This is a genomic window from Nonomuraea solani, assembly GCF_900108335.1.
Classification (GTDB): domain Bacteria; phylum Actinomycetota; class Actinomycetes; order Streptosporangiales; family Streptosporangiaceae; genus Nonomuraea; species Nonomuraea solani.
This window is the reverse complement of sequence record NZ_FNVT01000007.1, coordinates 15,467-36,125: the sequence shown is the minus strand read 5'-3', so window position 1 is coordinate 36,125 and position 20,659 is coordinate 15,467. Positions and strand designations below refer to the sequence as shown.

Below are 20,659 nucleotides of genomic sequence, written 5' to 3'. Positions count from 1 at the left end.
TCTGGGCAGTAGGTCATAAAATTACGCAGACCCTACCACCAGGGTATTTTCTTTTCCTTCGCCGGGACGGGTGACGATGGACGAGGACGCCGGGACCGCACTGATCCGCATCCGTGCCGCCCTGCCCGCGCTGCGGCCCTCGGAGCGGCGCATCGCGGAGCTGTTCCTCGGCGGCCCCGCCGGGACGGCGAACCTGTCGATCGCCGAGGTGGCCGCCCGCTGCGCGACCTCGACGACCTCGGTGGTGCGCTTCTACCAGCGCCTCGGGTACGCCCACTACAAGGACTTCAGGATCGACGTCACCCGGGCGGTGGCCAGGGAGGAGCTGACCAGGCCGGGCCTGCCCGAGTCGGGCGACATCGACCGCGACGACAGCCTGGAGGGCATCGTCTCCAAGGTGGCGATGAACGAGACGCTCTCCATCGCCGACACCGCCCGCTCGCTCGACACGACCGCCCTGGGCCAGGCGGTGGAACTCCTGCTGGCCGCCCGCAGGATCGACAGCTTCGGCGTGGGGGCGAGCGCCCTGGTGGGCCTCGACCTGCAGCAGAAGCTGTCACGGATCGGGCGGACGGCGATCAACTGGCCAGACTCGCACTCGGCCTGGACCTCGGCGGCCACGCTCGACCCGGCCTGCGTGGCGGTGGCCGTCTCGCACACCGGGGTGACCGCGGACACGGTCGAGTTCCTGTCGATCGCCCGCAGGTCGGGGGCGGCCACGGTGGCGATCACCAACTTCCGCGACTCGCCGCTCGCGCGCGTGGCCGGCGTGACGCTCACGACGGCCGCCAGGGAGACCCCGTTCCGCTCCGCCGCGCTGGGCAGCCGCATCGCCCAGCTCATGGTGGTGGACTGCCTGTTCACGGGGGTGGCGCAGGGCTCCTACGACAGTTCGATGGAGGCGCTGCGCAACACGTACGCGGTCGTTCACGACCGCGTCGTCAAACGAGCATGATCGCCGCCATCTTCACAGGCCGGATTCACCTGGGGTTCACTGGCCACCCCTACTTTGATGGGCCATGAGCTGGAGGTACCGGGCCAACGCCACGCTTGAGGGCCTGACGGGATACACGTTGAAGCGACGGCTGCGGAAGGAGCCGCCGAAACCGCCGCCGCCGCCCAAGATCCCGCTGGAGCTGCAGCGGCTGCCCGGCGACGAGGTGCGGCCACCGGTGGACCCGGCGCACGACCGGCTGCTGCGCGAGCCGGTCTTCCTGCTCTCGTCCGTGCGGTCCGGCTCCACGCTGCTGCGGGTCATGCTCAACAGCCACTCGCGGGTGCATTCGCCGATCGAGACGCACTTCAGGCGGATGAGCGTGGGGCTCGGCACCGACCCCGTACGGCAGGCCATGGAGCTGCTCGGCCACACCCACAGCGACATCGAGCACCTCGTCTGGGACCGGCTGCTCCACCGCGAGCTGGCCCGCAGCGGCAAGCCGATCCTGGCCGAGAAGACGCCCAGCAACGTGTTCGCCTGGCGGCGCATCGCCACCTGCTGGCCGGACGCGCGGTTCGTGTTCCTGCTGCGCCACCCCATGTCGATCGTGCAGTCCTGGCACGAGGCCGACCCGGTCAAGCGGCCCATGGAGGAGGCGGTGCCGCGGACGATGGCGTACATGACCTACCTGGAGGAGGCCCGTACGCATCTGGAGGGCCTGACCGTGCGCTACGAGTCGCTGGTCGCCGACCCGGAGGCCGAGCTGCGCCGGCTCTGCCTGTTCCTGGGCGTCGAGTTCGAGCCCGCCATGCTCACCTACGGCAAGCAGGACCACGGAGGCTTCGTCAAGGGCATCGGCGACTGGCGCGACAAGATCCGCACCGGCACCGTCGTCGCGGGCCGCCCCCTGCCCACACCGGACGACATCCCCGCTGACCTGCACGACATCTGCCGGCAGTGGGACTACCTGCCTTGAGACGAGGCTGTGACAGAGTTCGCCCGCCATTTGCCCGCCATTCGCCCTGCCCTCCGATATGGTCCCCTTCGTGATCAACGCGCCCTCGCGCCGCGCCTTCTTCGCCGGTACTCTCGCCGGCCTCGCCCTGCCCGCGGTGACCCCCGCGGGCGCCGAGGCCACCTCCACACGAGCAGCTCGCCGGGGCAGCCTGCCCGCCCGGCCGAACATCCTGCTCATCCTGGCCGACGACCTGGGCTGGGGGGAGATCGGCAGCCAGGGGCAGCGCCTCATCGAGACGCCCAACCTGGACCGGCTGGCGGCGGAAGGGGTGCGGTTCTCGACGGCGTACTCGGGGGCGCCGCTCTGCGCGCCGTCGCGCTGCGCCCTGCTCACCGGGCTGCACGCCGGCCACGGCACCGTGCGCGAGAACCCCGAGGGCGGGCCGCAGCGCTCGCTCACCGACGCCGACCTGACCTTCGCCGAGCTGCTGCGGCTGTCCGGCTACCGGACGGCCTGCATCGGCAAGTGGGGCTTCGGCCCCGAGGAGCCCGGCCAGGACTCCCACCCGAACGTGCGCGGGTTCGACGAGTTCTTCGGCTATATCGGTCACCGGCACGCCCACCAGTACTTTCCCAAGTATCTGTGGCACAACGGCGAGAAGGTCACCCTCGATGGCAGGTCGTACGCGCCGCACCTGTTCCGCGAGCGCGCCGTCGAGTTCATCCGGCAGGACGGCGACGACCCGTTCCTGCTGTACTTCGCCACCAACCTGCCGCACTCCCCGAGCGTGATCCCCGGCGGCGGTGGCGTGTACGAGAACCGCCCGTGGAGCGGCCCGAACCGCCGCCACGCCGCCCAGGTGGCCCGCCTCGACACCGATGTCGCCGCGCTGATCAGGGCGCTGCGCGACACCGGCCGGGCCGACGACACGCTCGTGCTGTTCACCAGCGACAACGGCCCGCACCGCGAGAAGGGCGTGACGCCCTGGCTGTTCGACTCCAACGGCCCGTTCCGCGGCGACAAGCGCGACGTGTACGAAGGCGGCATCCGCGTGCCGATGATCGCCTGGTCGCCCGGCCTGCGGCCACGTGTGGAACGGCAGCCGGTGGCCTTCTGGGACGTGCTGCCGACCCTGGCCGACCTGGCGGAGGTGCCCGTCCCCGCTCACCTGGACGGGCTCTCCTTCCGGGGCCTGCTCACCGGCGACGACGCGCCCAGGCACGACCACCTGGTGTGGAACCGGCCGCGCAAGGCCCAGGCCATCCGCCGCGGCCGCTGGAAGCTGGTCAGGTTCGACCCGAACATCGCCGGTGCCGGGCCGCAGGGCCGCGTGGAGCTGTACGACCTGACCGCCGACCCGGGCGAACGCCGCGACCTGGCCGCCGCCAGGCCCGACCTGACCGAGCGGTTACAGAACCGGCTCGACGGCTCGATCGGCCCCGACCCGCGCACCCCGTACGGCCTGCGGACCGAGCTCACCGGTGACCAGGTCGTCGTGACGCTGCACAACGGCTCGGCCGAGCCCTGGCGGGACGTCCGGCTCGGCCTCGACGGGTCGCCCAAGGTGCGGGCGCACGCGGTGGCGCGCGTGGAGCCGGGCATGTCGATCTCGGTCGGCTTCCCCCGGCGCTCCGGCAAGATCACGGCACGGGCGGACTTCGAGTCGGGCGGCCGGTCGCACGTCTTCCGGCGGGCGCACCAGGGCGAGGTGGCCCCGGTGACCCTGCGCTGATCAGGGATGTTTCTCCGCCGCCACCTCACTGTAATGACAAAGAGTGATGACATAACTACTTAGTGTTGGCATTCTGGTGGTCAGGGCTTTCCCGACAGGAGAGGAACACATGAACCTGATCACCCGCGCCGAGTGGCACGCCAAGAAGCCGAGCAGCGACTACACCCGCCTGTCCTCGACCCAAGGCATCAAGATCCACTACACCGGCGGCAAGGTGCCCGCCGACCTCGACGGCTCCGGCAACCACGACACCTGCGTGGAGCTGGTCCGCGACATCCAGCGCATGCACATGTCGGGCGGCCGCGGCGAGCGCTACATCGACCTGGGCTACAACATGGTCTGCTGCCCCCACCGGCGCACGTTCATGGGCCGCGGGCCGCACGCCCTGCCGGCCGCCAACGGGGCGGGCCTCAATTCCGACCACTACGCGGTGCTCGCGCTGGTCGGCGACTCGGGCTTCACCGACCCCAACGACGACCTGCTCAACGCCCTGGTCGACGCCATCGAATACCTGCGCGAGCACGGCGACGCCGGCCGTGAGGTGAAGGGCCACCGGGACGGCTACGACACCTCGTGTCCCGGTGACCCGCTCTATCGCTGGGTCCGCGCGGGTGCGGACCGCCCGTGACCCGTTAGGGGAGCTTTCCGACGTGGGCGAGGGCCTGCTTCAGCAGCACCCCCTGCCCACCGGTCATCTCCTGCTGCACCATCGGGGACGCCGCCTCCTCAGGGGTGAACCACACCAGGTCGAGGGCGTCCTGCCGGGGCCGGCAGTCGCCCGCGACGGGCACGATGTAGGCCAGCGACACGGCGTGCTGGCGCGGATCGTGATACGCGGTGACACCCGGCGTGGGGAAATACTCGGCGACGGTGAACGGCTGCGGGGAGAGGGGGATGTTGGGGAGCGCCACCGGGCCGAGGTCCTTCTCCAGGTGGCGCAGCAGCGCGTCGCGGACCCGCTCATGGTGCAGGACGCGTCCCGAGACCAGCGCCCGGGAGACCGTCCCGTCTGATGCGATGCGCAGCAGCGTGCCGACGTGGGTCACCACGCCGGTCTCGTCGACTCGCACCGGCACCGCGTCGACGTAGAGGATCGGCAGCCGGCCACGCACCGATTCGAGTTCTTCGGGTGCCAGCCATCCGGAAGCGGTTTCGGTCTTTTCGGTCATCTGCTGATCGTACGTCCCTGCCCGGTCTCCCGGACGTGACGCCCTGCCGACGCGCGGCCCCTGGTGACCGAGGGGGCCGGGAGCGTCCGGCCGGCCAGCCAGGACGTGGCGCAGATGACGAGCACGATGCCCAGGAACGGCAGATATTCGATGATTTTCCGGCTCATGTGAGGTCACGCTCGGCTTTCGCTCGGGCCAGTCGCTGCGGCTGCACGGTGTACTTCGGGTCGCCGGCCGACTCCATCCCGGCCCGGAAGATCCCGAACCGGGTGCACGCCGACCCCGCCAGCAGGGCCGCGCCCGCCGCCATGGCGGCGAGCCTGCTCCGGCGGCCCATCGTGATTCCGGCCAGCGCGCCCGCCACCGACAGCGCCTCGCCCAGCCGCAGCAGCCGGTTGCGCTTGAGCGGCTCGGCCAGCGGCCCGAGGCGTCGTTCCATCCGGGCGGCGGCCACGCACTCCGCCGCCGCGCCCATCAGCGCCGCCCGGCGGGCCGGGCCCGCCTCGGCGACCGGCGCGGCCAGCATGCCGAGCCCACCGGCCGCCGCCGCGGCCGAGCCGGCGAACAGGAACGGCATCTCCCGGTAGCCCTCGTGCCAGGCCGGCACGGCGGTGTCACAGATCAGCACCGCCGTGTACGTCGCCACCGCCGGCCCCGCCAGCGCGGCCCCCACCGTGGCGGCCCGCCCGAGCCCGGGGTGTCGGCCCGTCAGGCCGGCGGCCGCCGCGCACCCGGCCTGCGGGGCGTAGCCGGCCAGCAGCCAGGTGCCGACGCTCATCGGCGAGGTCACCTTGAACACCCGGAACATGTTGAGAAAGCGTTCCGGCCGTCCCAGGTCGTGGATCAGCGCGTAGAGCGACCCGCCCACGGCGCACAGCGCGCCCACCTTGCTCACCCTGGCCAGCCGCGGCCTGCCGGTCAGCTCGGCGACCGCCGCCAGCGTCGAGGACGCCCCGGCCAGTCCGCCCAGGAACAGGTATCCGGCGATGTCGTGCGCCTGCCACGTCGGCTCGTTCAGCACCGGCCGCCCGTAGTAGGAGTCGAAGTCCGCCTTGGGCACCATCAGCCGCTCACGCCTGCGCCCCGCGGAGCCGGGCGTGGCCTCCCGCTCGGTGCGCAGCGCGGCCGAGCCGTCCATCCGCACGTCCGTCTGGCTCATCGCCGCCTCCTGAGCGCCGTCGCCGCCATGCCCGCGAGCAGGGCCAGGGCCGCGACGCCCGCGTGCCGCCACATCGACGGCAGGTCCCTCGTGGTCACCACGGGGGCGGGCGGCAGGCCGTACACCTCGGGCTCGTCCAGCAGCAGGAAGAACGCGCCCTGGCCGCCCACGCCGTCGTCGGGGTCGTGGCCGTACAGGCGGGCCGAGCCCACCCCGGCCTCGCGCACCTGCGCGAGGCGGCGGTCGGCGCGCTCGCGCAACTCGTCCAGGTCGCCGAACTGGATGGAGTCGGTGGGGCACGTCTTCGCGCAGGCCGGCTCCTCGCCCGCGCCGAGGCGGTCGTAGCACATCGTGCACTTGGCCGCCGTGCCGGTGCTCTCGCGCTTGCCGATCACCCCGAACGGGCACGCGGGCACGCAGTAGCCGCAGCCGTTGCAGACGTCCTCCTGCACCACGACCGTGCCGTGCTCGGTGCGGAACAGCGACCCCGTCGGGCACACGTCGAGGCAGGCCGCGTGCGTGCAGTGCTTGCACACGTCGGAGGCCATCAGCCAGCGGAAGTCCATATCGCCGACGCCGGGCTCCTGGTGCCCGAGGGGCTTGCGCTGCTCGATGAACGCCACGTGCCGCCAGGTGTCGGCGCCCAGCCCGACGGTGTTGTCGTAGGACATGCCGGTGAACTCCAGCCCGTCCTCGGGGACGGCGTTCCACTCCTTGCACGCCACCTCGCACGCCTTGCAGCCGATGCAGACGCTGGTGTCGGTGAAGAACCCGACGCGCTTCAGGTCGGAGCTCACCGTTCACACCTCCGTTCCGGTGGCGGCGCTCACGCCCGCGCGCCGCCGGTAGGACTCGACCAGCTCCGGCAGCGCGGCCCCGCGCGGCCGCCGGCCGGGCCGGATGTCCGCCGACAGCGCCTTGACCTCCTGGATGTGCGAGTTGGGGTCCAGCGTGATCGCCGACAGCTCGTTGGCCGCGTCGCCCCTGGCCAGCCCGTTGGGCCCGAAGTGGAACGGGAGCCCGATCTGGTGCAGCACCCGGCCGTCCAGGCGCAGCGGCGGGATCCGGTCGGTGACCAGCACCCTGGCCTCGATGGCGTTGCGCGCCGTGACGATCGTGGCCCAGTCGCCGTGCACGAGACCGCGCTCGGCCGCCAGCGCGGGGGAGACCTCGCAGAACATCTCCGGCTGCAGCTCGGCCAGGTACGGAGTGAACCGGCTCATGCCGCCCGCCGTGAAGTGCTCGGTCAGCCGGTACGTCGTCACCACGTACGGGTACACCGACGCCCCCGGCTCGTCCCCGCTGGGCTGGTAGCGGTTGCCCTCGTGCGGGTAGAGCCGCCGCGCCGGGTTGCGCTGGTGCCCGTAGAGCGGGTTGGCCACCGGGGAGTCCTGCGGCTCGTAGTGCGTGGGCAGCGGCCCGTCCACCACCCCCGACGGCGCGTACAGCCAGCCCTTCCCGTCGGCCTGAATGATGAACGGGTCGATCCCCGACAGCGCCGCCACCCCCTCCGCGCCCGGCGGCGGCCGGTAGGCCGGGTCCTTGCCCGCCTCGAAGTCGGGCACGTCGTGACCGGTCCACCGGCCCTGCCCGGCGTCCCACCAGACGAGCCGCTTGCGCTCGCTCCACGGGCTGCCGTCCGGCCTGGCCGAGGCCCGGTTGTACAGCACGCGCCGGTTGGCCGGCCACGCCCACGCCCATTCGGCGGCGATCCAGTCCTGCTCGGCGCCCGGCTTGCGGCGGGCGGCCTGGTTGACGCCGTCGGCGAACACGCCGCAGTAGATCCAGCAGCCGCAGACCGTGGAGCCGTCGTCCTTCAGTTCGCTGTAGCCGGACAGCGGCCGCCCCTGGGCGTCCCAGCCGTTGATCTCGGCCAGCACCGCCTCGGCGGACGGCTCGTCCGTCTCGCCCTCGACCGGGTAGTCCCAGGTGAGTTCGAGCAGCGGCGCGTCCCTGGGGTCCGCCGAGGCCGCCAGCTTCTCCCTGATGATCCGCCCGAGGTGGTACATGAACCACAGGTCGCTACGCGCGTCGCCGGCCGGCTCGACCGCCTGGTGGTGCCACTGGAGCCAGCGGTTGGTGTTGGTGAAGCTGCCGTTCTTCTCGGTGTGCGTGGCCGCGGGCAGGAAGAAGACCTCGGTGCCGATTCCGGCCGTGGTCAGCTCGCCCGTCTCGATCTCGGGGCCGTCCTTCCACCAGGTGGCGCTCTCGATCAGGTTGAGGTCGCGCACCACCAGCCAGTCCAGGTTGGCCATGCCGAGGCGCTGCAACCTGGCGTTGGCCGAGCCCACCGCCGGGTTCTCGCCGAGCAGCAGGTAGCCCTTGCAGGTGCCCTCGATCTGCGCCAGGACCGTGTCGTACGTGCTGTGCGACCCCGTCAGTCTGGGCAGGTAGCCGAAGCGGAAGTCGTTGTCCGGCCGCGCCGACTCTCCCCACCACGCCTTGAGCAGGCTCACCAGGTAGGCCGGCATGTTGGCCCAGAACCCCTGGTGCGGCGCGTCGGCCCGCAGGAAGTCCGGCAGGCGCTCGTCCTCGTGCGCGTGCGGCATCGGGATGTAGCCCGGCAGCAGGTTGAACAGCGTCGGGATGTCACTGGAGCCCTGGATGCCGGCGTGCCCGCGCAGCGCCTGGATGCCGCCGCCTGGCCGGCCGATGTTGCCGAGCAGCAACTGCAGGATGCTCGCCGCCCTGATGAACTGCGAGCCGTCGCTGTGCTGCGTCCAGCCCACCGCGTAGACGAACTCGGCGGTCTTGCCGGGCCCGGAGTTCTCCGTCAGGTGCCGGCACACCTCCGCGAACAGGCGCCGCGGCACCCCGCACACCCGCTCGACCATCTCCGGCGTGTAGCGGGCGTAGTGGCGGCGCAGGGCCTGCATGACGCAGCGCGGATGGCGCAGCGTCTCGTCACGTTGCGGCGTGCCCCGCAACGGTACGCCGGTGCCGCCGAGCATCTCACCGCGTCCCGGGGGCATCGAGCCCTCGTTGTCGCGCGCGCCCGACGCGGCGGCCACCGACGTGCCCTCGTACTGCCAGGTGTGGTCGTCGTAAGTGCGGGTCTCCGCGTCGAAGCCGGAGAACACGCCGTCCTGGTCCTCGGCGTCGCGGTAGTCCTCGCGCAGGATCGTGGCCGCGTTGGTGTAGTTGACCACGTATTCGTGGAAGTAGTGGTGAGCTGCAGGGTGGCCGCGCCCTTCGGGCACAGTCGGCCCCGGCTGATCGGCGAGTCGGGGTCACCCTCGATCTGGACGACCCGCTCGTCGCGTACGTACACGTTCTGGCCGCAGCCCACCGCGCAGTACGGGCACACCGACTTGACCACGCGGTCGGCGGTGGCGGTGCGGGCGCGCAGCGCGTCCGTCTTCGGCGACCTGGCCGCCGCTCCCCGCGCCGTACGGTCCTCGCCCATCAACTGCCGCAGCAGCGGCCACCGCACATCCATGACACCCCCCGATGTCCCCGGCACGAGTCCTGCCCGGGGCGAGCCGGGAGAAAACCGGCAGGTCAGCGGGGGTTAGAACACGCGCGAGGCGGCCTCCGCCCACGCGCCGGTGTCACCGGACGGCTCGTAGCGGCGCAGCGGCTCGGCGGAGGCGACCAGCGCCCGCATCTCCGTCAGATCGGACACCAGCCCGGCCGCCCGCGCCTGCACCAGCACGTTGCCGAACGTCGTCGCCTCAGCCGGGCCCGCCACCACCGGCAGCCCGCACGCGTCCGCGGTGAACCGGCACAGCAGCTCGTTCCGCGACCCGCCGCCCACCAGGTGGACCACCTCGACGTCGCGGCCCGACAGCTCCATCGCCTGCCGCACGGCCAGCCGGTGCCCGAGCGCCAGGCTCTCCAGCACGCAGCGCACGTACGCCGCGGGCGACGCCGGCGGGATTTGGCCCGTGCGGCGGCACTCGGCCGCGATCCTGGCCGGCATGTCGCCCGGCGGCAGGAACACGGGCTCGTCCGGGTTCACCACGGCCGCGAACGGCTTCTCGTGCGCCGCGGCCGCCAGCAGCTCGCCCAGGTCGGAGCCCGGCCAGGCGCGCAGGCACTCCTGCAGCAGCCACAGGCCCATGACGTTGCGCAGATAGCGGACGGTGCCGTCGATGCCGGCCTCGTTGGTGAAGTTCGCGGCCCGGCTCTCCGGCGTGAGCACCGGCTCCGGCAACTCCACCCCGGCCAGCGACCACGTGCCGCACGAGACATAGGCGAACGCGGGACCGGCGGCGGGCACCGCGGCCACCGCCGAGGCCGTGTCGTGCGAGCCCACCGCCCTGACGGGCGCCGACCAGCCGATCTCGGCGGCCACGTCGCGCCGCAGCCCGCCGATCGCCTCGCCCGGCTGCCGCAGCGGCGGGAAGATCCCGGCGGGCAGGCCGAGCCGTTCGATCAGCGGGAACGCCCACGCCCTGGTGTTCACGTCGAGCAGGCCCGTCGTCGAGGCGTTGGTCACCTCGGCGCCCCGCTCGCCGGTCAGCCAGTAGCCGATCAGGTCGGGGACCAGCAGCATCGTCGCCGCGTCGTCGAGCCGGTCGGCCAGGAGCTGGTAGAGCGTGTTGAAGGGCAGCACCTGCAGGCCGGAGACCTCGTACAGGGAGGCCGCGCCCACCGACGCCGCCACCCGCTCGGACACCCCGGCCGTCCGGTCGTCGCGGTAGTGCACCGGGTTGCCCAGCAGCGCGCCCGACGCGTCGAGCAGCCCGTAGTCGACCGCCCACGAGTCCACGCCGATCGACGAGACCGGCCCGGCGGCGCGCAGCCCGGTGAGGATCTCCCGGTAGAGGCCCAGGATGTCCCAGTAGAGCCGGCCGGCCACCCGGACCGGGCCGTTGGGGAAACGATGCGCCTCGGTCAGCCGCAGCCCGTCGGACAGGTCGGCCAGCATCACCCGCCCGCTGGACGCACCCAGGTCGACGGCGGCGAAACGGCGGCTCATTCGGTGAACTCCCTGGTCATTCCGTGATCATTCGGCGGTCATTCGGTGGATTCTCGGGCGACGAGCTCCGGCTGGAACATGATGTGCTGGTGGGCGTGCGTCTCCGGGTTGTCGCACTCGTCCAGCAGCAGCTCGGTGGCGATCCGGCCGAGCTGGTAGGTGGGCTGGCGCATCGAGCTGAGCGACACGGTGGAGGCGGCCGCGAAGTCGATGTCGTCGTAGCCCATCAGCACCACGTCCTCGGGCACCCGCACGCCCGACCGCAGCAACGCGCGCAGCACACCGAGCGCGAGCAGGTCGTTGGCGCAGAACACGGCCTCGGGCAAACCGCGCGCGATCAGGTCGGCGGCGGCCTTCTCGCCCGCGCGGGCGGTCATCGTGGCGTTCTCGGCCACGTAGAGGTCACCGGGGTCGAGCCCGGCGGCGCGCATCGCCGCCTTGGCGCCCTCGCGGCGCTCCACGCACTGCCTGATCGACAGCGGGCCCGTCACATAGGCCACGGTGCGCGCGCCCTTGGCCAGCAGGTGCGCGACGGCGGCCCTGCCGCCCGCCACGTCGTCCACGGCCACGGCGCACTGGTCGGGCCGGTGCGCGGGATGGTCGACCAGCACCACGCTGATGCCGTGCTCACGCAGCCGGTCGAGCCGGGCGGGGTCCTCGCCGGACGGGGTGATCAGCACGCCGCGCACCCGGTGCTCGGCCAGCACCCGCAGGTTGCGCTCCTCCTTGTCCTGCGAGCCCGCCGAGTTGCCCAGGATCACCGCGTAGCCCAGCTCGCTGGCCACGTCTTCCACACCGGCGGCGACCTCGGTGAAGAACGGGTTGCCGATGTCGATCACGCTCAGGCCGATCGTCCTGCTGTGCCCCGCGCGCAGCGTCGAGGCCGAGCCGTGGCGGACGAAGCCGAGCTCGTTGATGGCCGCCTCCACGCGCTCCCGGGTGGCGGGGGCGACTTTGCCGGGCCGGTTCAGTACGTTGGAGACCGTGCCTGGGGAGACGCCGGCGTGGGCGGCGACGTCCTTGATGCTGACCATGGCCATGGCGCCTAATTAAAACGTACTAACAGGCACTACGCCAGTCGCGGCACCGGTGGGGACGTGGATGCGCGTTGACAGGGCCGCTTAGGGAGACCTAACCTCGCGCGCCGGAAGTAAAACGTTCTACTAGAGGGAGCGCTCGTGATCCGGGCTGCCATCGTAGGCGCCGGCGCCATCGCCGCGCACAGCCATGTGCCCGCCCTGCGGGCCCACGACGACCGCGTCCGGCTCGTGGCCGTCGCCGACGTGGACGAGGCCAGGGCCGGCTCGCTCGCCGGGGCGAGCGGGGCGGCGGTCTACGGCGAGACGGGGGAGATGCTCGCCGCCGAGCGGCCCGACCTGGTGCTGATCTGCACGCCGCCGCACCTGCACGCCGGGCAGGCGATCGCCGCCCTGGAGGCCGGGGCGTGGGTGTGGTGCGAGAAACCCGCCACGCTCTCGCTCGCCGAGTACGACAGGATCCAGGCCGCCGAGGGCGCGGCGGGGCCGTACCTGTCGGTCGTCTACCAGCAGCGCTTCGGCTCGGGCGCCACCCACCTGCGCGAGCTGGGCGGCGCGCTCGGCCGGCCGCTGGTCGCGCTCTGCCAGACCACGTGGCACCGGGGCGACGACTACTACGCCGTCCCGTACCGCGGGAAATGGCACACCGAGGGCGGCGGCACCACCGTGCTGCACGGCGTGCACCAGATGGACCTCATGCTGTCGGTCTTCGGCGACTGGACCGAGATCAGGGCCATAGCGGGCCGCCTCGACCGGCCGATCGAGACCGAGGACGTGTCGATGGCCATGGTCAGGTTCGACAACGGCGCGATGGCCTCCGTGGTCACCAGCGTGCTGTCGCCGCGCCAGGAGAGCTACCTGCGCTTCGACTTCGCCGACGCCACGGTCGAGCTCCGCCACCTGCACGGCTACCGCAACGCCGACTGGACCTCCACCTCGCCCCTGTGGAACCCGCCAGAAGACCTCCCGAGCAGCCACGACACCCAGCTCGGTCTGCTGCTCGACGCCTACGAGCGCGGCGAGCGCCCACCGGCGAGCGGCGCGGACGCCCGGCGGGCCATGGAGTTCGTCACCGGCCTCTACGCCTCGGCCTTCACCGGCCGCCCCGTCCGCCGCGACGAGATCACCCCGGACAACCCGTTCTACCACCGGCTCGACGGCGGCATTGAATCGTTCTTCACCGCCGAGCCCACCTCATAACGTTCCGATAACTCCAGTGTCACGGGTCATGCTCGGTCCCGCGTCGCCTGCCTGCGGAATCACCCCATCTGATCAGCGGTAATCGCCTCTGGCGAGCTGTATGGGACTTGTGCGGCACGGTAGAGGAACGTTTTAATCCCCCGTAAACACAGGCGTAACAGACTGTGAGCGCTAACAGTAATTTCGCGAAAGGCAGGCTTCATGCCGGATGTCCCGGGCGTCATCGCCTACGGCGGGGACTGGAACCCCGAGCAGTGGCCCGAGGAGACGTGGGAGCAGGACGTCGCGCTGATGCGCGAGGCCGGCGTCAACCGGGTCAGCGTCGGGATCTTCTCCTGGTCGCTGCTCGAACCCGTCGAGGGGGTGTTCGACTTCGACTGGTTCGACCGCGTGATGGACCTGCTGGCCGCGAACGGGATCCGGGCGAACCTGGCCACCCCCACCGCCGCCCCGCCGCCCTGGTTCGGCGACGCCTACCCGGAGGCGCTGCCCGTGGACGCCGACGGGCGGCGGCTGCACCACGGCAGCAGGCAGGGCTTCTGCCCCAGCTCGCCGATCTACCGCGAGAAGGCGCTGCGCATCGCCGAGCAGGTGGCCCTGCGCTACCGGGAGCACCCGGCGCTGGAGCTGTGGCACGTGCACAACGAGTACGGCTGCCACAACAGCCGCTGCTACTGCGACACCTCGGCGGCGGCGTTCCGGGCCTGGCTGCGCGGCCACTACGCCACGCTCGACGCCCTCAACGAGGCGTGGGGCACCGCGTTCTGGTCCCAGCGCTACAGCGACTGGGCGCAGATCCTGCCGCCCCGGGCCACGCCCAGCTTCACCAACCCGGGCCAGCAGCTCGACTACCGCCGGTTCAGCTCCGACGCGCTCGTGGAGCTGTACACCGCCGAGCGCGACCTGCTCAAGAAGATCACCCCGGACGTGCCCGCGACCACCAACCTGATGGCCGGCGCGCACTGGGACATGGACAACTGGGCCTTCGCCGCCGAGCTGGACGTCGTCTCCACCGACCACTACCTGGTCGGCGCCCGCGCGGAGCCGCACATCGACCTGGCCTTCGCCGCCGACTACGCCCGCTCGCTGAACGGCGGCCGCCCCTGGCTGCTGATGGAGCACTCCACCAGCGCGGTCAACTGGCAGCCGCGCAACCTCGCCAAGACCCCCGGCGAGCTGCGCCGCAACTCCCTGTCGCACCTGGCCAGGGGCGCCGACGGGATCATGTTCTTCCAGTGGCGCCAGTCCAGGGCGGGCGCCGAGAAGTGGCACTCGGCGATGCTGCCGCACGCCGGCACCCGGACCAAGATCTGGCGCGAGGTCGTGGCGCTCGGCGCCGAGCTGGCCGGGCTCGGCGACGTGGCGGGCAGCACGGTCAAGGCCGACGTCGCGCTGCTCCTCGACCACTCCAGCGTGTGGGCCCAGGACCACCCGGCCCAGCCCACCACGGACCTCGACCCGGTGGAGGAGGCCAAGCGCTGGCACGCCGCGCTCTGGCGGGCCGGGATCACCTGCGACGTGGCCCACCCCGAGGGCGACCTGACCGGATACCGCCTGGTCGTGGTGCCCGCGCTCTACCTGGTGAGCGACGCGGGGGCGGCCAACCTGGAGGAGTTCGCGCGCGGGGGCGGCGTGGTCGTCGTGGGGCCGTACAGCGGGATCGTGGACGAGCACGACCGGGTGCGCCTGGGCGGCTACCCCGGCGCCTGGCGGGACCTGCTCGGCGTGAGCGTCGAGGAGTTCTTCCCCCTCGACGGTCCCATCCGGCTGGCCTCCGGCAGGTCGGGGAGCGTGTGGAGCGAGGTGGCGCACACCACCACCGCCAAGGTGCTGGACACCTACGCCACCGGCGAGCCCGCCTGGACCCGCAACGAGTTCGGCGAGGGGGCCGCGCACTACCTGACCACCAGGCTCGACGACGACGCGCTCGCCGAGGTGATCGCCACGGCCTGCGCCGAGGCCGGGGCCGAGCCGCCCGCCACGAGCGCGCCCGGGGTCGAGGTCGTACGCCGCGCGCACCCCGGCGGCCGTTCGTTCCTGTTCGCCATCAACCACACGACCGGCGACGCCACGGTCACCACCCCCGGCGGCGGGACGGCCACGGTGCCGGCGGGCGACGTCCTGATCATCGCGGATTAAAACGTGTCACCGGTGCCGGCACCCTAACGGGGGCGGGTAGCGCATTGACAGCGCGCTGCAGGAATCGTAGTTTCCTGCACGATGGATTAAAACGTTTTGAAGGGAGTGTCAGTGCAACGCGTCTGCTTCCTGCTGAAAGTCCGCCCAGAGCGGCTGGCGGAGTACCGCGAACGCCACCAGGACGTCTGGCCGGAGATGCGAGAGGCGCTGTCGCGCACCGGCTGGCACAACTACTCGCTCTTCCTCAGGGACGACGGCCTGCTCGTGGGCTACCTGGAGACCGACGACTTCGAGGCCGCCAAGAAGGCCATGGCCGAGACCGAGGTCAACGCCCGCTGGCAGGCCGAGATGGCGCCGTTCTTCGAGGACCTGGACGGGCGTCCCGACGAGGGCATGGCACCGCTGACCGAAGTGTTCCACCTGGATTGATCGGGGAGTAATGACTGACATCAAGGCCGTGCTGCGGGCGCAGCACATCGAGACGCCGTCCTGGGCCTACGGCAACAGCGGCACCCGGTTCAAGGTGTTCGCACAGAAGGGGGTGCCGCGCGACCCGTACGAGAAGCTCGCCGACGCCGCCCAGGTGCACGCCTACACCGGCATCGCCCCCACGGTCGCCCTGCACATCCCGTGGGACAAGGTCGACGACTACGCCGACCTGGCCCGGCACGCCCGCGAGGTGGGCGTGGGCATCGGAGCGATCAACTCCAACGTCTTCCAGGACGACGACTACATGCTCGGCAGCGTCACCCACCCGGCCGCCAGGGTCCGCCGCAAGGCCACGGACCACCTGCTGGAGTGCGTGGACATCATGGACGCCACCGGCTCCGGCACGTTGAAGCTGTGGTTCTCCGACGGCATCAACTATCCGGGCCAGGACGACATCCGCGCCCGCCAGGGCCGGCTGGCCGAGGCCCTGTCCGAGGTCTACGACCGCCTGGGCGAGGGCCAGCGCTTCCTGCTGGAGTACAAGCTGTTCGAGCCCGCCTTCTACGCCACCGACGTGCCCGACTGGGGCACCGCGTACGCGCACTGCGTCAAGCTGGGCCCGAAGGCGCAGGTCGTGGTGGACACCGGGCACCACGCGCCGGGCACCAACATCGAGTTCATCGTGGCGTTCCTGCTGCGCGAGGGCAAGCTCGGCGGCTTCGACTTCAACTCCCGCTTCTACGCCGACGACGACCTCATGGTCGGGGCGGCGGACCCGTTCCAGCTCTTCCGCATCATGTACGAGGTGGTGCGCGGCGGCGGCCTCGACCCGGCCAACGGCGTGGCGTTCATGCTCGACCAGTGCCACAACATCGAGCCCAAGATCCCGGGCCAGATCCGCTCGGTCATGAACGTCCAGGAGGCCACCGCCAAGGCCCTGCTGGTGGACCGGGAGGCGCTGGCCGCCGCCCAGTCCGAGGGTGACGTGCTCGGCGCGAACGCCGTGTTCATGGACGCCTACAACACCGACGTGCGGCCGCTGCTCGCCGAGCTGCGCGAGGAGTCGGGCCTGGCGCCCGACCCGATGGCCGCCTACGCCAAGTCCGGATACTTCGAGAAGATCGCCGCCGACCGCGTCGGTGGCGAACAGGCCGGCTGGGGGGCCTGAAACCGATGGACGTCGTGAACGAACTGCTTGAACGCTCCCACCGCCTGGGCGCCGACCCGCGCAACACCAACTTCGCGGGCGGTAACACCTCGGCCAAGGGCGCCGCGCCCGACCCGGTCACCGGGGAGGAGGTCGAGCTGCTCTGGGTCAAGGGCTCGGGCGGCGACCTCGGCACCCTGAAGGAGTCCGGCCTGGCCGTGCTCCGCCTCGACCGGCTGCGCGCCCTCACCGGCGTCTACCCCGGCGTGGAGCGCGAGGACGAGATGGTCGCGGCCTTCGACTACTGCCTGCACGGCAAGGGCGGGGCCGCGCCGTCGATCGACACCGCGATGCACGGCCTGGTCGAGGCCGCGCACGTCGACCACCTGCACCCCGACGCCGGCATCGCCATCGCCACGGCGGCCGACGGCGAGGAGCTGACCCGGCGCGTGTTCGGCGACCGGGTGGTGTGGGTGCCGTGGCGGCGGCCCGGCTTCCAGCTCGGCCTCGACATCGCCGCCATCAAGGAGGCGAACCCGCAGGCCATCGGCTGCGTCCTGGGCGGGCACGGCATCACCGCGTGGGGCTCGACCTCCGAGGAGTGCGAGGCCCGGTCGCTGGAGATCATCCGCACGGCCGAGGCGTACCTGGCCGAGCACGGCCGCCCCGATCCGTTCGGCTCGGTGATCTACGAGACGCTCGGCGAGGCGGAGCGGCACGAGCGGGCCGCCGCGCTCTTCCCGATCATCCGTGGCCTGGCCGCCACCGACGTGCGCGTGGTCGGCCACTACACCGACACCCCCGAGGTGCTGGACTTCGTCGCGCGCGCCGAGCACCCGAGGCTGGCGGCGCTGGGCACCTCCTGCCCCGACCACTTCCTGCGCACCAAGGTCGCCCCGCTGGTGCTCGACCTGCCGCCGGACGCGTCCGTGGAGCAGGCCGCCGAGCGGCTGCGCGAGCTGCACGCCGCCTACCGCGCCGACTACACCGCCTACTACGACCGGCACGCCACGCCCGACTCGCCGCCCATGCGCGGCGCGGACCCGGCGATCGTGCTGGTGCCGGGCGTCGGCATGTTCTCCTTCGGCAAGGACAAGCAGACCGCGCGCGTGGCGGGCGAGTTCTACGTCAACGCCATCAACGTCATGCGCGGCGCCGAGTCCGTCTCCACCTACGCCCCCATCGCCGAGTCGGAGAAGTTCCGCATCGAGTACTGGGAGCTGGAGGAGGCCAAGCTCCGGCGCATGCCCAAGCCCAAGCCCCTGGCCACCCGCGTCGCGCTGGTGACCGGCGGCGGTTCGGGCATCGGCGCGGCCACCGCCCGCCGGCTGGCGGCCGAGGGCGCCTGCGTGATCGTGGCCGACCGCGACCTGGGCGCGGCGGAGAAGGTGGCCGCCGAGCTGGGCGCGGCCGCGTACCGCGTGTCGGACGTCGCGGTGGCGGTGGGCGTGGACGTCACGTCGGAGGAGCAGATCGCCGCCGCCGTGCGCGCGGGCGTGCTCGCGTTCGGCGGGGTCGACCTGGTCGTCAACAACGCCGGGCTGTCGCTGTCCCGGGCGCTGCTGGAGACCACGCTGGCCGACTGGGACCTGCAGCACGACGTGATGGCGCGCGGCTCGTTCCTGGTCGCCCGTGAGACCGCCAGGGTCATGATCGACCAGGCGATGGGCGGCGACATCGTCTACATCTCCTCCAAGAACGCCGTCTTCGCCGGCCCGAACAACGTCGCCTACGGCGCCGCCAAGGCCGACCAGGCCCACCAGGTACGCCTGCTCGCGGCCGAACTGGGCGCCCATGGCATCCGGGTCAACGGCATCAACCCCGACGGCGTCGTACGCGGCTCCGGCATCTTCGCCTCCGGCTGGGGCGCCAACCGCGCCGCCGTGTACGGGGTCGAGGAGGAGAAGCTGGGCGAGTTCTACGCGCAGCGGACCCTGCTCAAGCGCGAGGTGCTGCCCGAGCACGTGGCCAACGCGGTCTTCGCCCTCACCGGCAGCGACCTCACCCACACCACCGGCCTGCACATCCCGGTGGACGCGGGCGTGGCCGCCGCCTTCCTGCGCTGACGGTTCCTTCAGGAATAGGCCGCCACCATCCCGGCCAGCATCAGCGCGCCCCCGGCCGCCGTGACCAGCAGACCCCAGGTCACGGCGGCCCCGCGCCCCCTGCGCGCCCCCAGCCAGTACATGACCACGTACGGCAGGAACCCCAGCCCGCCCAGCCCCACCCCGGGCAGCGTCAGCGCGGCCAGGATCCCCTTCGCCCCGGCCGGCACCGCCCGGTCGCCCGCCGGCGTGAGCTGGGCCCGCAGCACGTCACCCGCGTCCGAGTCGGGTGAGGCGCTCACCTCCACGGCCCCCTGGCCGGAGTCGGGCGTGAACCGCCCCCTGCAGTCGTAGCGGCCCTCGCCCAGGTCCTCGCACGAGACGACCCGCAGTGTCCCCGGCGTGCCGCTCCGCCCGGTCGCGAGCTCCAGGTCGCCGATCGCGAGCACCATCGGCAGCACGCACAGGCCGAGCCACAGCACGACGAGGACGATCCGCCCGAACATGCCGGGGCCGCGCCCGCCTTGAGATGTGACCAAGGGCACATCCGACAGAAATTCGGTCATAAACCCCATCTTGATTGTGTCCTCTTGCAACCGGCTGGGAAGGAACTGCCATCAGTGGCCTCCGCTCGGCTTGCATATCCATCCCCTCCGGTGCATCATCTTCACAGTAAGCAAACTCATGAGGGTAAGTGCATAACCATGCAGGGGGATTTGAATGAGGGCAGCGATCGCGGGAGCCAGCGGCTACGCGGGAGGGGAGCTGCTCCGCCTCCTGCTCGGCCATCCTGAGTTCGAGATCGGCGCGCTGACCGCCGCCTCCAGCGCGGGCACCCCGCTTGGCGCCCACCAGCCCCACCTGCCGCAACTGGCCGACCGGATCATCGAGGACACCACCGCCGAGACCCTGGCCGGGCACGACGTCGTCTTCCTGGCCCTGCCGCACGGCCACTCGGCCGCCGTCGCCGCCCAGCTCGGCGAGGAGACGGTGGTGGCCGACTGCGGCGCCGACCACCGCCTCGCCGACCCGGCCGCCTGGCACGAGTTCTACGGCGGCGAGCACGCCGGCACCTGGCCCTACGGCCTGCCCGAGCTGCCCGGCCAGCGCGAGGTGCTGAAGCGGGCGACGCGCATCGCGGTCCCCGGCTGCTACCCGACCTCCGTGCTGCTCGCGCTGACGCCCGCGTTCGCCGCCGGGCTCGCCGGGCCCGACGTGGTCGTGGTCGCCGCCAGCGGCACCAGCGGCGCCGGCAAGTCGCTCAAGCCCGGCCTGCTCGGCAGCGAGGTCATGGGCTCGGTCAGTGCCTACTCCGTCGGCGGCGTCCACCGGCACACTCCCGAGATGGAGCAGGGCCTGACGGCCGCCGCGGGCACTCCCGTGCGGGTGTCGTTCACGCCGACGCTGGCGCCGATGAGCCGCGGCATCCTCGCCACCTGCTCCGCCCCGGCCGCGCCCGGGGTCACGAAGGAGTCGCTGCGGTCGGCGTACGAGGTCGCGCTGAAGGGCGAGCCGTTCGTCCGGCTGCTGCCCGAGGGCGTCTGGCCCGCCACCTCCATGACGTACGGCGCCAACACCGCCGCCCTGCAGGTGACGCTCGACGAACGCGCGGGCCGCGTGGTCGCCGTCATCGCCATCGACAACCTCACCAAGGGCACGGCCGGAGGCGCCATCCAGAGCGTGAACCTCGCCCTCGGCCTGCCGGAAGAGCTCGGCCTTCCCCTGACAGGAGTCGCACCGTGAGAGAGCGCAGCGAACGAACCAATGAGCACGGGCGTCTAAC

At 71.9% G+C, this 20,659-nt stretch carries 17 protein-coding genes and 1 pseudogene; 10 read left to right on the top strand and 8 right to left on the bottom strand.

Annotation, left to right across the window (positions count from 1 at the left end; translation table 11 throughout):
• The first annotated feature begins 76 nt into the window (after positions 1-76).
• The 4 genes from C4V41_RS25305 to C4V41_RS25290 all read left to right on the top strand — a co-directional run bounded on the left by C4V41_RS25305 (position 77) and on the right by C4V41_RS25290 (position 4,255).
• The gene (locus tag C4V41_RS25305) at positions 77-955 is read left to right on the top strand and encodes a MurR/RpiR family transcriptional regulator (protein ID WP_103958436.1); all 879 of its coding nucleotides are present in this window, start codon (positions 77-79) and stop codon (positions 953-955) included.
• Between the two features lie 64 nt (positions 956-1,019).
• On the top strand, positions 1,020-1,913 hold the full coding sequence (locus C4V41_RS25300; RefSeq protein WP_103958435.1) for a sulfotransferase family protein: 894 nt from the start codon (positions 1,020-1,022) through the stop codon (positions 1,911-1,913).
• A 70-nt stretch (positions 1,914-1,983) separates the two neighbouring features.
• Complete coding sequence (locus C4V41_RS25295) at positions 1,984-3,627, top strand: arylsulfatase (protein ID WP_160150389.1); 1,644 nt, start codon at positions 1,984-1,986, stop codon at positions 3,625-3,627.
• A gap of 109 nt (positions 3,628-3,736) precedes the next feature.
• Complete coding sequence (locus C4V41_RS25290; protein WP_103958433.1) at positions 3,737-4,255, top strand: peptidoglycan recognition protein family protein; 519 nt, start codon at positions 3,737-3,739, stop codon at positions 4,253-4,255.
• Positions 4,256-4,259: 4 nt separating this feature from the next.
• Here C4V41_RS25290 and C4V41_RS25285 read toward each other — a convergent pair whose 3' ends face one another.
• From C4V41_RS25285 to C4V41_RS25260, 7 genes and pseudogenes are all read right to left on the bottom strand, one after another.
• Positions 4,260-4,796: an NUDIX hydrolase family protein gene (locus tag C4V41_RS25285; protein WP_103958432.1), complete on the bottom strand. Its 537-nt coding sequence runs from the start codon at positions 4,794-4,796 to the stop codon at positions 4,260-4,262.
• The gene (locus C4V41_RS61995; protein WP_160150388.1) at positions 4,793-4,963 is read right to left on the bottom strand and encodes a hypothetical protein; all 171 of its coding nucleotides are present in this window, start codon (positions 4,961-4,963) and stop codon (positions 4,793-4,795) included. The genes C4V41_RS25285 and C4V41_RS61995 overlap by 4 nt, the downstream gene beginning before the upstream one ends.
• Positions 4,960-5,955, bottom strand: coding sequence for an NrfD/PsrC family molybdoenzyme membrane anchor subunit (gene nrfD / locus C4V41_RS25280; RefSeq protein ID WP_103958431.1), 996 nt, complete (start codon positions 5,953-5,955; stop codon positions 4,960-4,962). The genes C4V41_RS61995 and nrfD overlap by 4 nt, the downstream gene beginning before the upstream one ends.
• Positions 5,952-6,752 carry a 4Fe-4S dicluster domain-containing protein gene (locus C4V41_RS25275; RefSeq protein WP_103958430.1) on the bottom strand — a complete coding sequence of 267 codons (801 nt, stop codon included), beginning with the start codon at positions 6,750-6,752 and terminating at the stop codon, positions 5,952-5,954. Before C4V41_RS25275 ends, nrfD begins: the two co-directional genes overlap by 4 nt.
• 3 nt (positions 6,753-6,755) lie before the next feature.
• Positions 6,756-9,394 (bottom strand): annotated as a pseudogene (gene fdh / locus C4V41_RS25270) (formate dehydrogenase).
• Positions 9,395-9,466: 72 nt separating this feature from the next.
• Positions 9,467-10,879, bottom strand: a complete 1,413-nt coding sequence (locus C4V41_RS25265) for a rhamnulokinase (RefSeq protein WP_103958429.1) — start codon at positions 10,877-10,879, stop codon at positions 9,467-9,469.
• Positions 10,880-10,917: 38 nt separating this feature from the next.
• Entirely contained in the window at positions 10,918-11,919 is a 1,002-nt protein-coding gene (locus C4V41_RS25260; protein ID WP_103958428.1) for a LacI family DNA-binding transcriptional regulator, read from the bottom strand.
• A gap of 138 nt (positions 11,920-12,057) precedes the next feature.
• Here C4V41_RS25260 and C4V41_RS25255 point away from each other — a divergent pair, with 138 nt between their 5' ends.
• The 5 genes from C4V41_RS25255 (at position 12,058) to C4V41_RS25235 (ending at position 18,897) form a co-directional block, all read left to right on the top strand.
• Positions 12,058-13,116, top strand: coding sequence for a Gfo/Idh/MocA family protein (locus tag C4V41_RS25255; RefSeq protein WP_103958427.1), 1,059 nt, complete (start codon positions 12,058-12,060; stop codon positions 13,114-13,116).
• Positions 13,117-13,317: 201 nt separating this feature from the next.
• The gene (locus C4V41_RS25250; protein WP_103958426.1) at positions 13,318-15,255 is read left to right on the top strand and encodes a beta-galactosidase; all 1,938 of its coding nucleotides are present in this window, start codon (positions 13,318-13,320) and stop codon (positions 15,253-15,255) included.
• Positions 15,256-15,366: 111 nt separating this feature from the next.
• On the top strand, positions 15,367-15,684 hold the full coding sequence (locus tag C4V41_RS25245) for an L-rhamnose mutarotase (protein WP_103958425.1): 318 nt from the start codon (positions 15,367-15,369) through the stop codon (positions 15,682-15,684).
• Between the two features lie 10 nt (positions 15,685-15,694).
• The gene (gene rhaI / locus C4V41_RS25240) at positions 15,695-16,852 is read left to right on the top strand and encodes an L-rhamnose isomerase (RefSeq protein ID WP_103958424.1); all 1,158 of its coding nucleotides are present in this window, start codon (positions 15,695-15,697) and stop codon (positions 16,850-16,852) included.
• Between the two features lie 5 nt (positions 16,853-16,857).
• On the top strand, positions 16,858-18,897 hold the full coding sequence (locus C4V41_RS25235) for a bifunctional aldolase/short-chain dehydrogenase (RefSeq protein WP_103958423.1): 2,040 nt from the start codon (positions 16,858-16,860) through the stop codon (positions 18,895-18,897).
• 8 nt (positions 18,898-18,905) lie between these two features.
• Here C4V41_RS25235 and C4V41_RS61990 read toward each other — a convergent pair whose 3' ends face one another.
• On the bottom strand, positions 18,906-19,442 hold the full coding sequence (locus tag C4V41_RS61990) for a hypothetical protein (RefSeq protein WP_160150387.1): 537 nt from the start codon (positions 19,440-19,442) through the stop codon (positions 18,906-18,908).
• A 154-nt stretch (positions 19,443-19,596) separates the two neighbouring features.
• Between C4V41_RS61990 and argC the strand changes: the two genes are divergently transcribed.
• Positions 19,597-20,619, top strand: coding sequence for an N-acetyl-gamma-glutamyl-phosphate reductase (gene argC, locus C4V41_RS25225; protein ID WP_103958422.1), 1,023 nt, complete (start codon positions 19,597-19,599; stop codon positions 20,617-20,619).
• The last annotated feature ends 40 nt before the right edge of the window (positions 20,620-20,659 follow it).

What these genes read in the sequence shown, in the direction of transcription:
- C4V41_RS25300 (WP_103958435.1), top strand. Translation starts at nt 1,020, where the DNA reads ATGAGCTGGAGGTACCGGGCCAACGCCACGCTTGAGGGCCTGACGGGA.
- C4V41_RS25250 (WP_103958426.1), top strand. Translation starts at nt 13,318, where the DNA reads ATGCCGGATGTCCCGGGCGTCATCGCCTACGGCGGGGACTGGAACCCC.
- argC (WP_103958422.1), top strand. Translation starts at nt 19,597, where the DNA reads ATGAGGGCAGCGATCGCGGGAGCCAGCGGCTACGCGGGAGGGGAGCTG.
- C4V41_RS25235 (WP_103958423.1), top strand. Translation starts at nt 16,858, where the DNA reads ATGGACGTCGTGAACGAACTGCTTGAACGCTCCCACCGCCTGGGCGCC.
- C4V41_RS25285 (WP_103958432.1), bottom strand. Translation starts at nt 4,796, where the DNA reads ATGACCGAAAAGACCGAAACCGCTTCCGGATGGCTGGCACCCGAAGAA.
- C4V41_RS25305 (WP_103958436.1), top strand. Translation starts at nt 77, where the DNA reads ATGGACGAGGACGCCGGGACCGCACTGATCCGCATCCGTGCCGCCCTG.
- rhaI (WP_103958424.1), top strand. Translation starts at nt 15,695, where the DNA reads ATGACTGACATCAAGGCCGTGCTGCGGGCGCAGCACATCGAGACGCCG.
- C4V41_RS61990 (WP_160150387.1), bottom strand. Translation starts at nt 19,442, where the DNA reads ATGACCGAATTTCTGTCGGATGTGCCCTTGGTCACATCTCAAGGCGGG.
- C4V41_RS25260 (WP_103958428.1), bottom strand. Translation starts at nt 11,919, where the DNA reads ATGGCCATGGTCAGCATCAAGGACGTCGCCGCCCACGCCGGCGTCTCC.
- C4V41_RS25265 (WP_103958429.1), bottom strand. Translation starts at nt 10,879, where the DNA reads ATGAGCCGCCGTTTCGCCGCCGTCGACCTGGGTGCGTCCAGCGGGCGG.
- nrfD (WP_103958431.1), bottom strand. Translation starts at nt 5,955, where the DNA reads ATGAGCCAGACGGACGTGCGGATGGACGGCTCGGCCGCGCTGCGCACC.
- C4V41_RS25290 (WP_103958433.1), top strand. Translation starts at nt 3,737, where the DNA reads ATGAACCTGATCACCCGCGCCGAGTGGCACGCCAAGAAGCCGAGCAGC.
- C4V41_RS61995 (WP_160150388.1), bottom strand. Translation starts at nt 4,963, where the DNA reads ATGAGCCGGAAAATCATCGAATATCTGCCGTTCCTGGGCATCGTGCTC.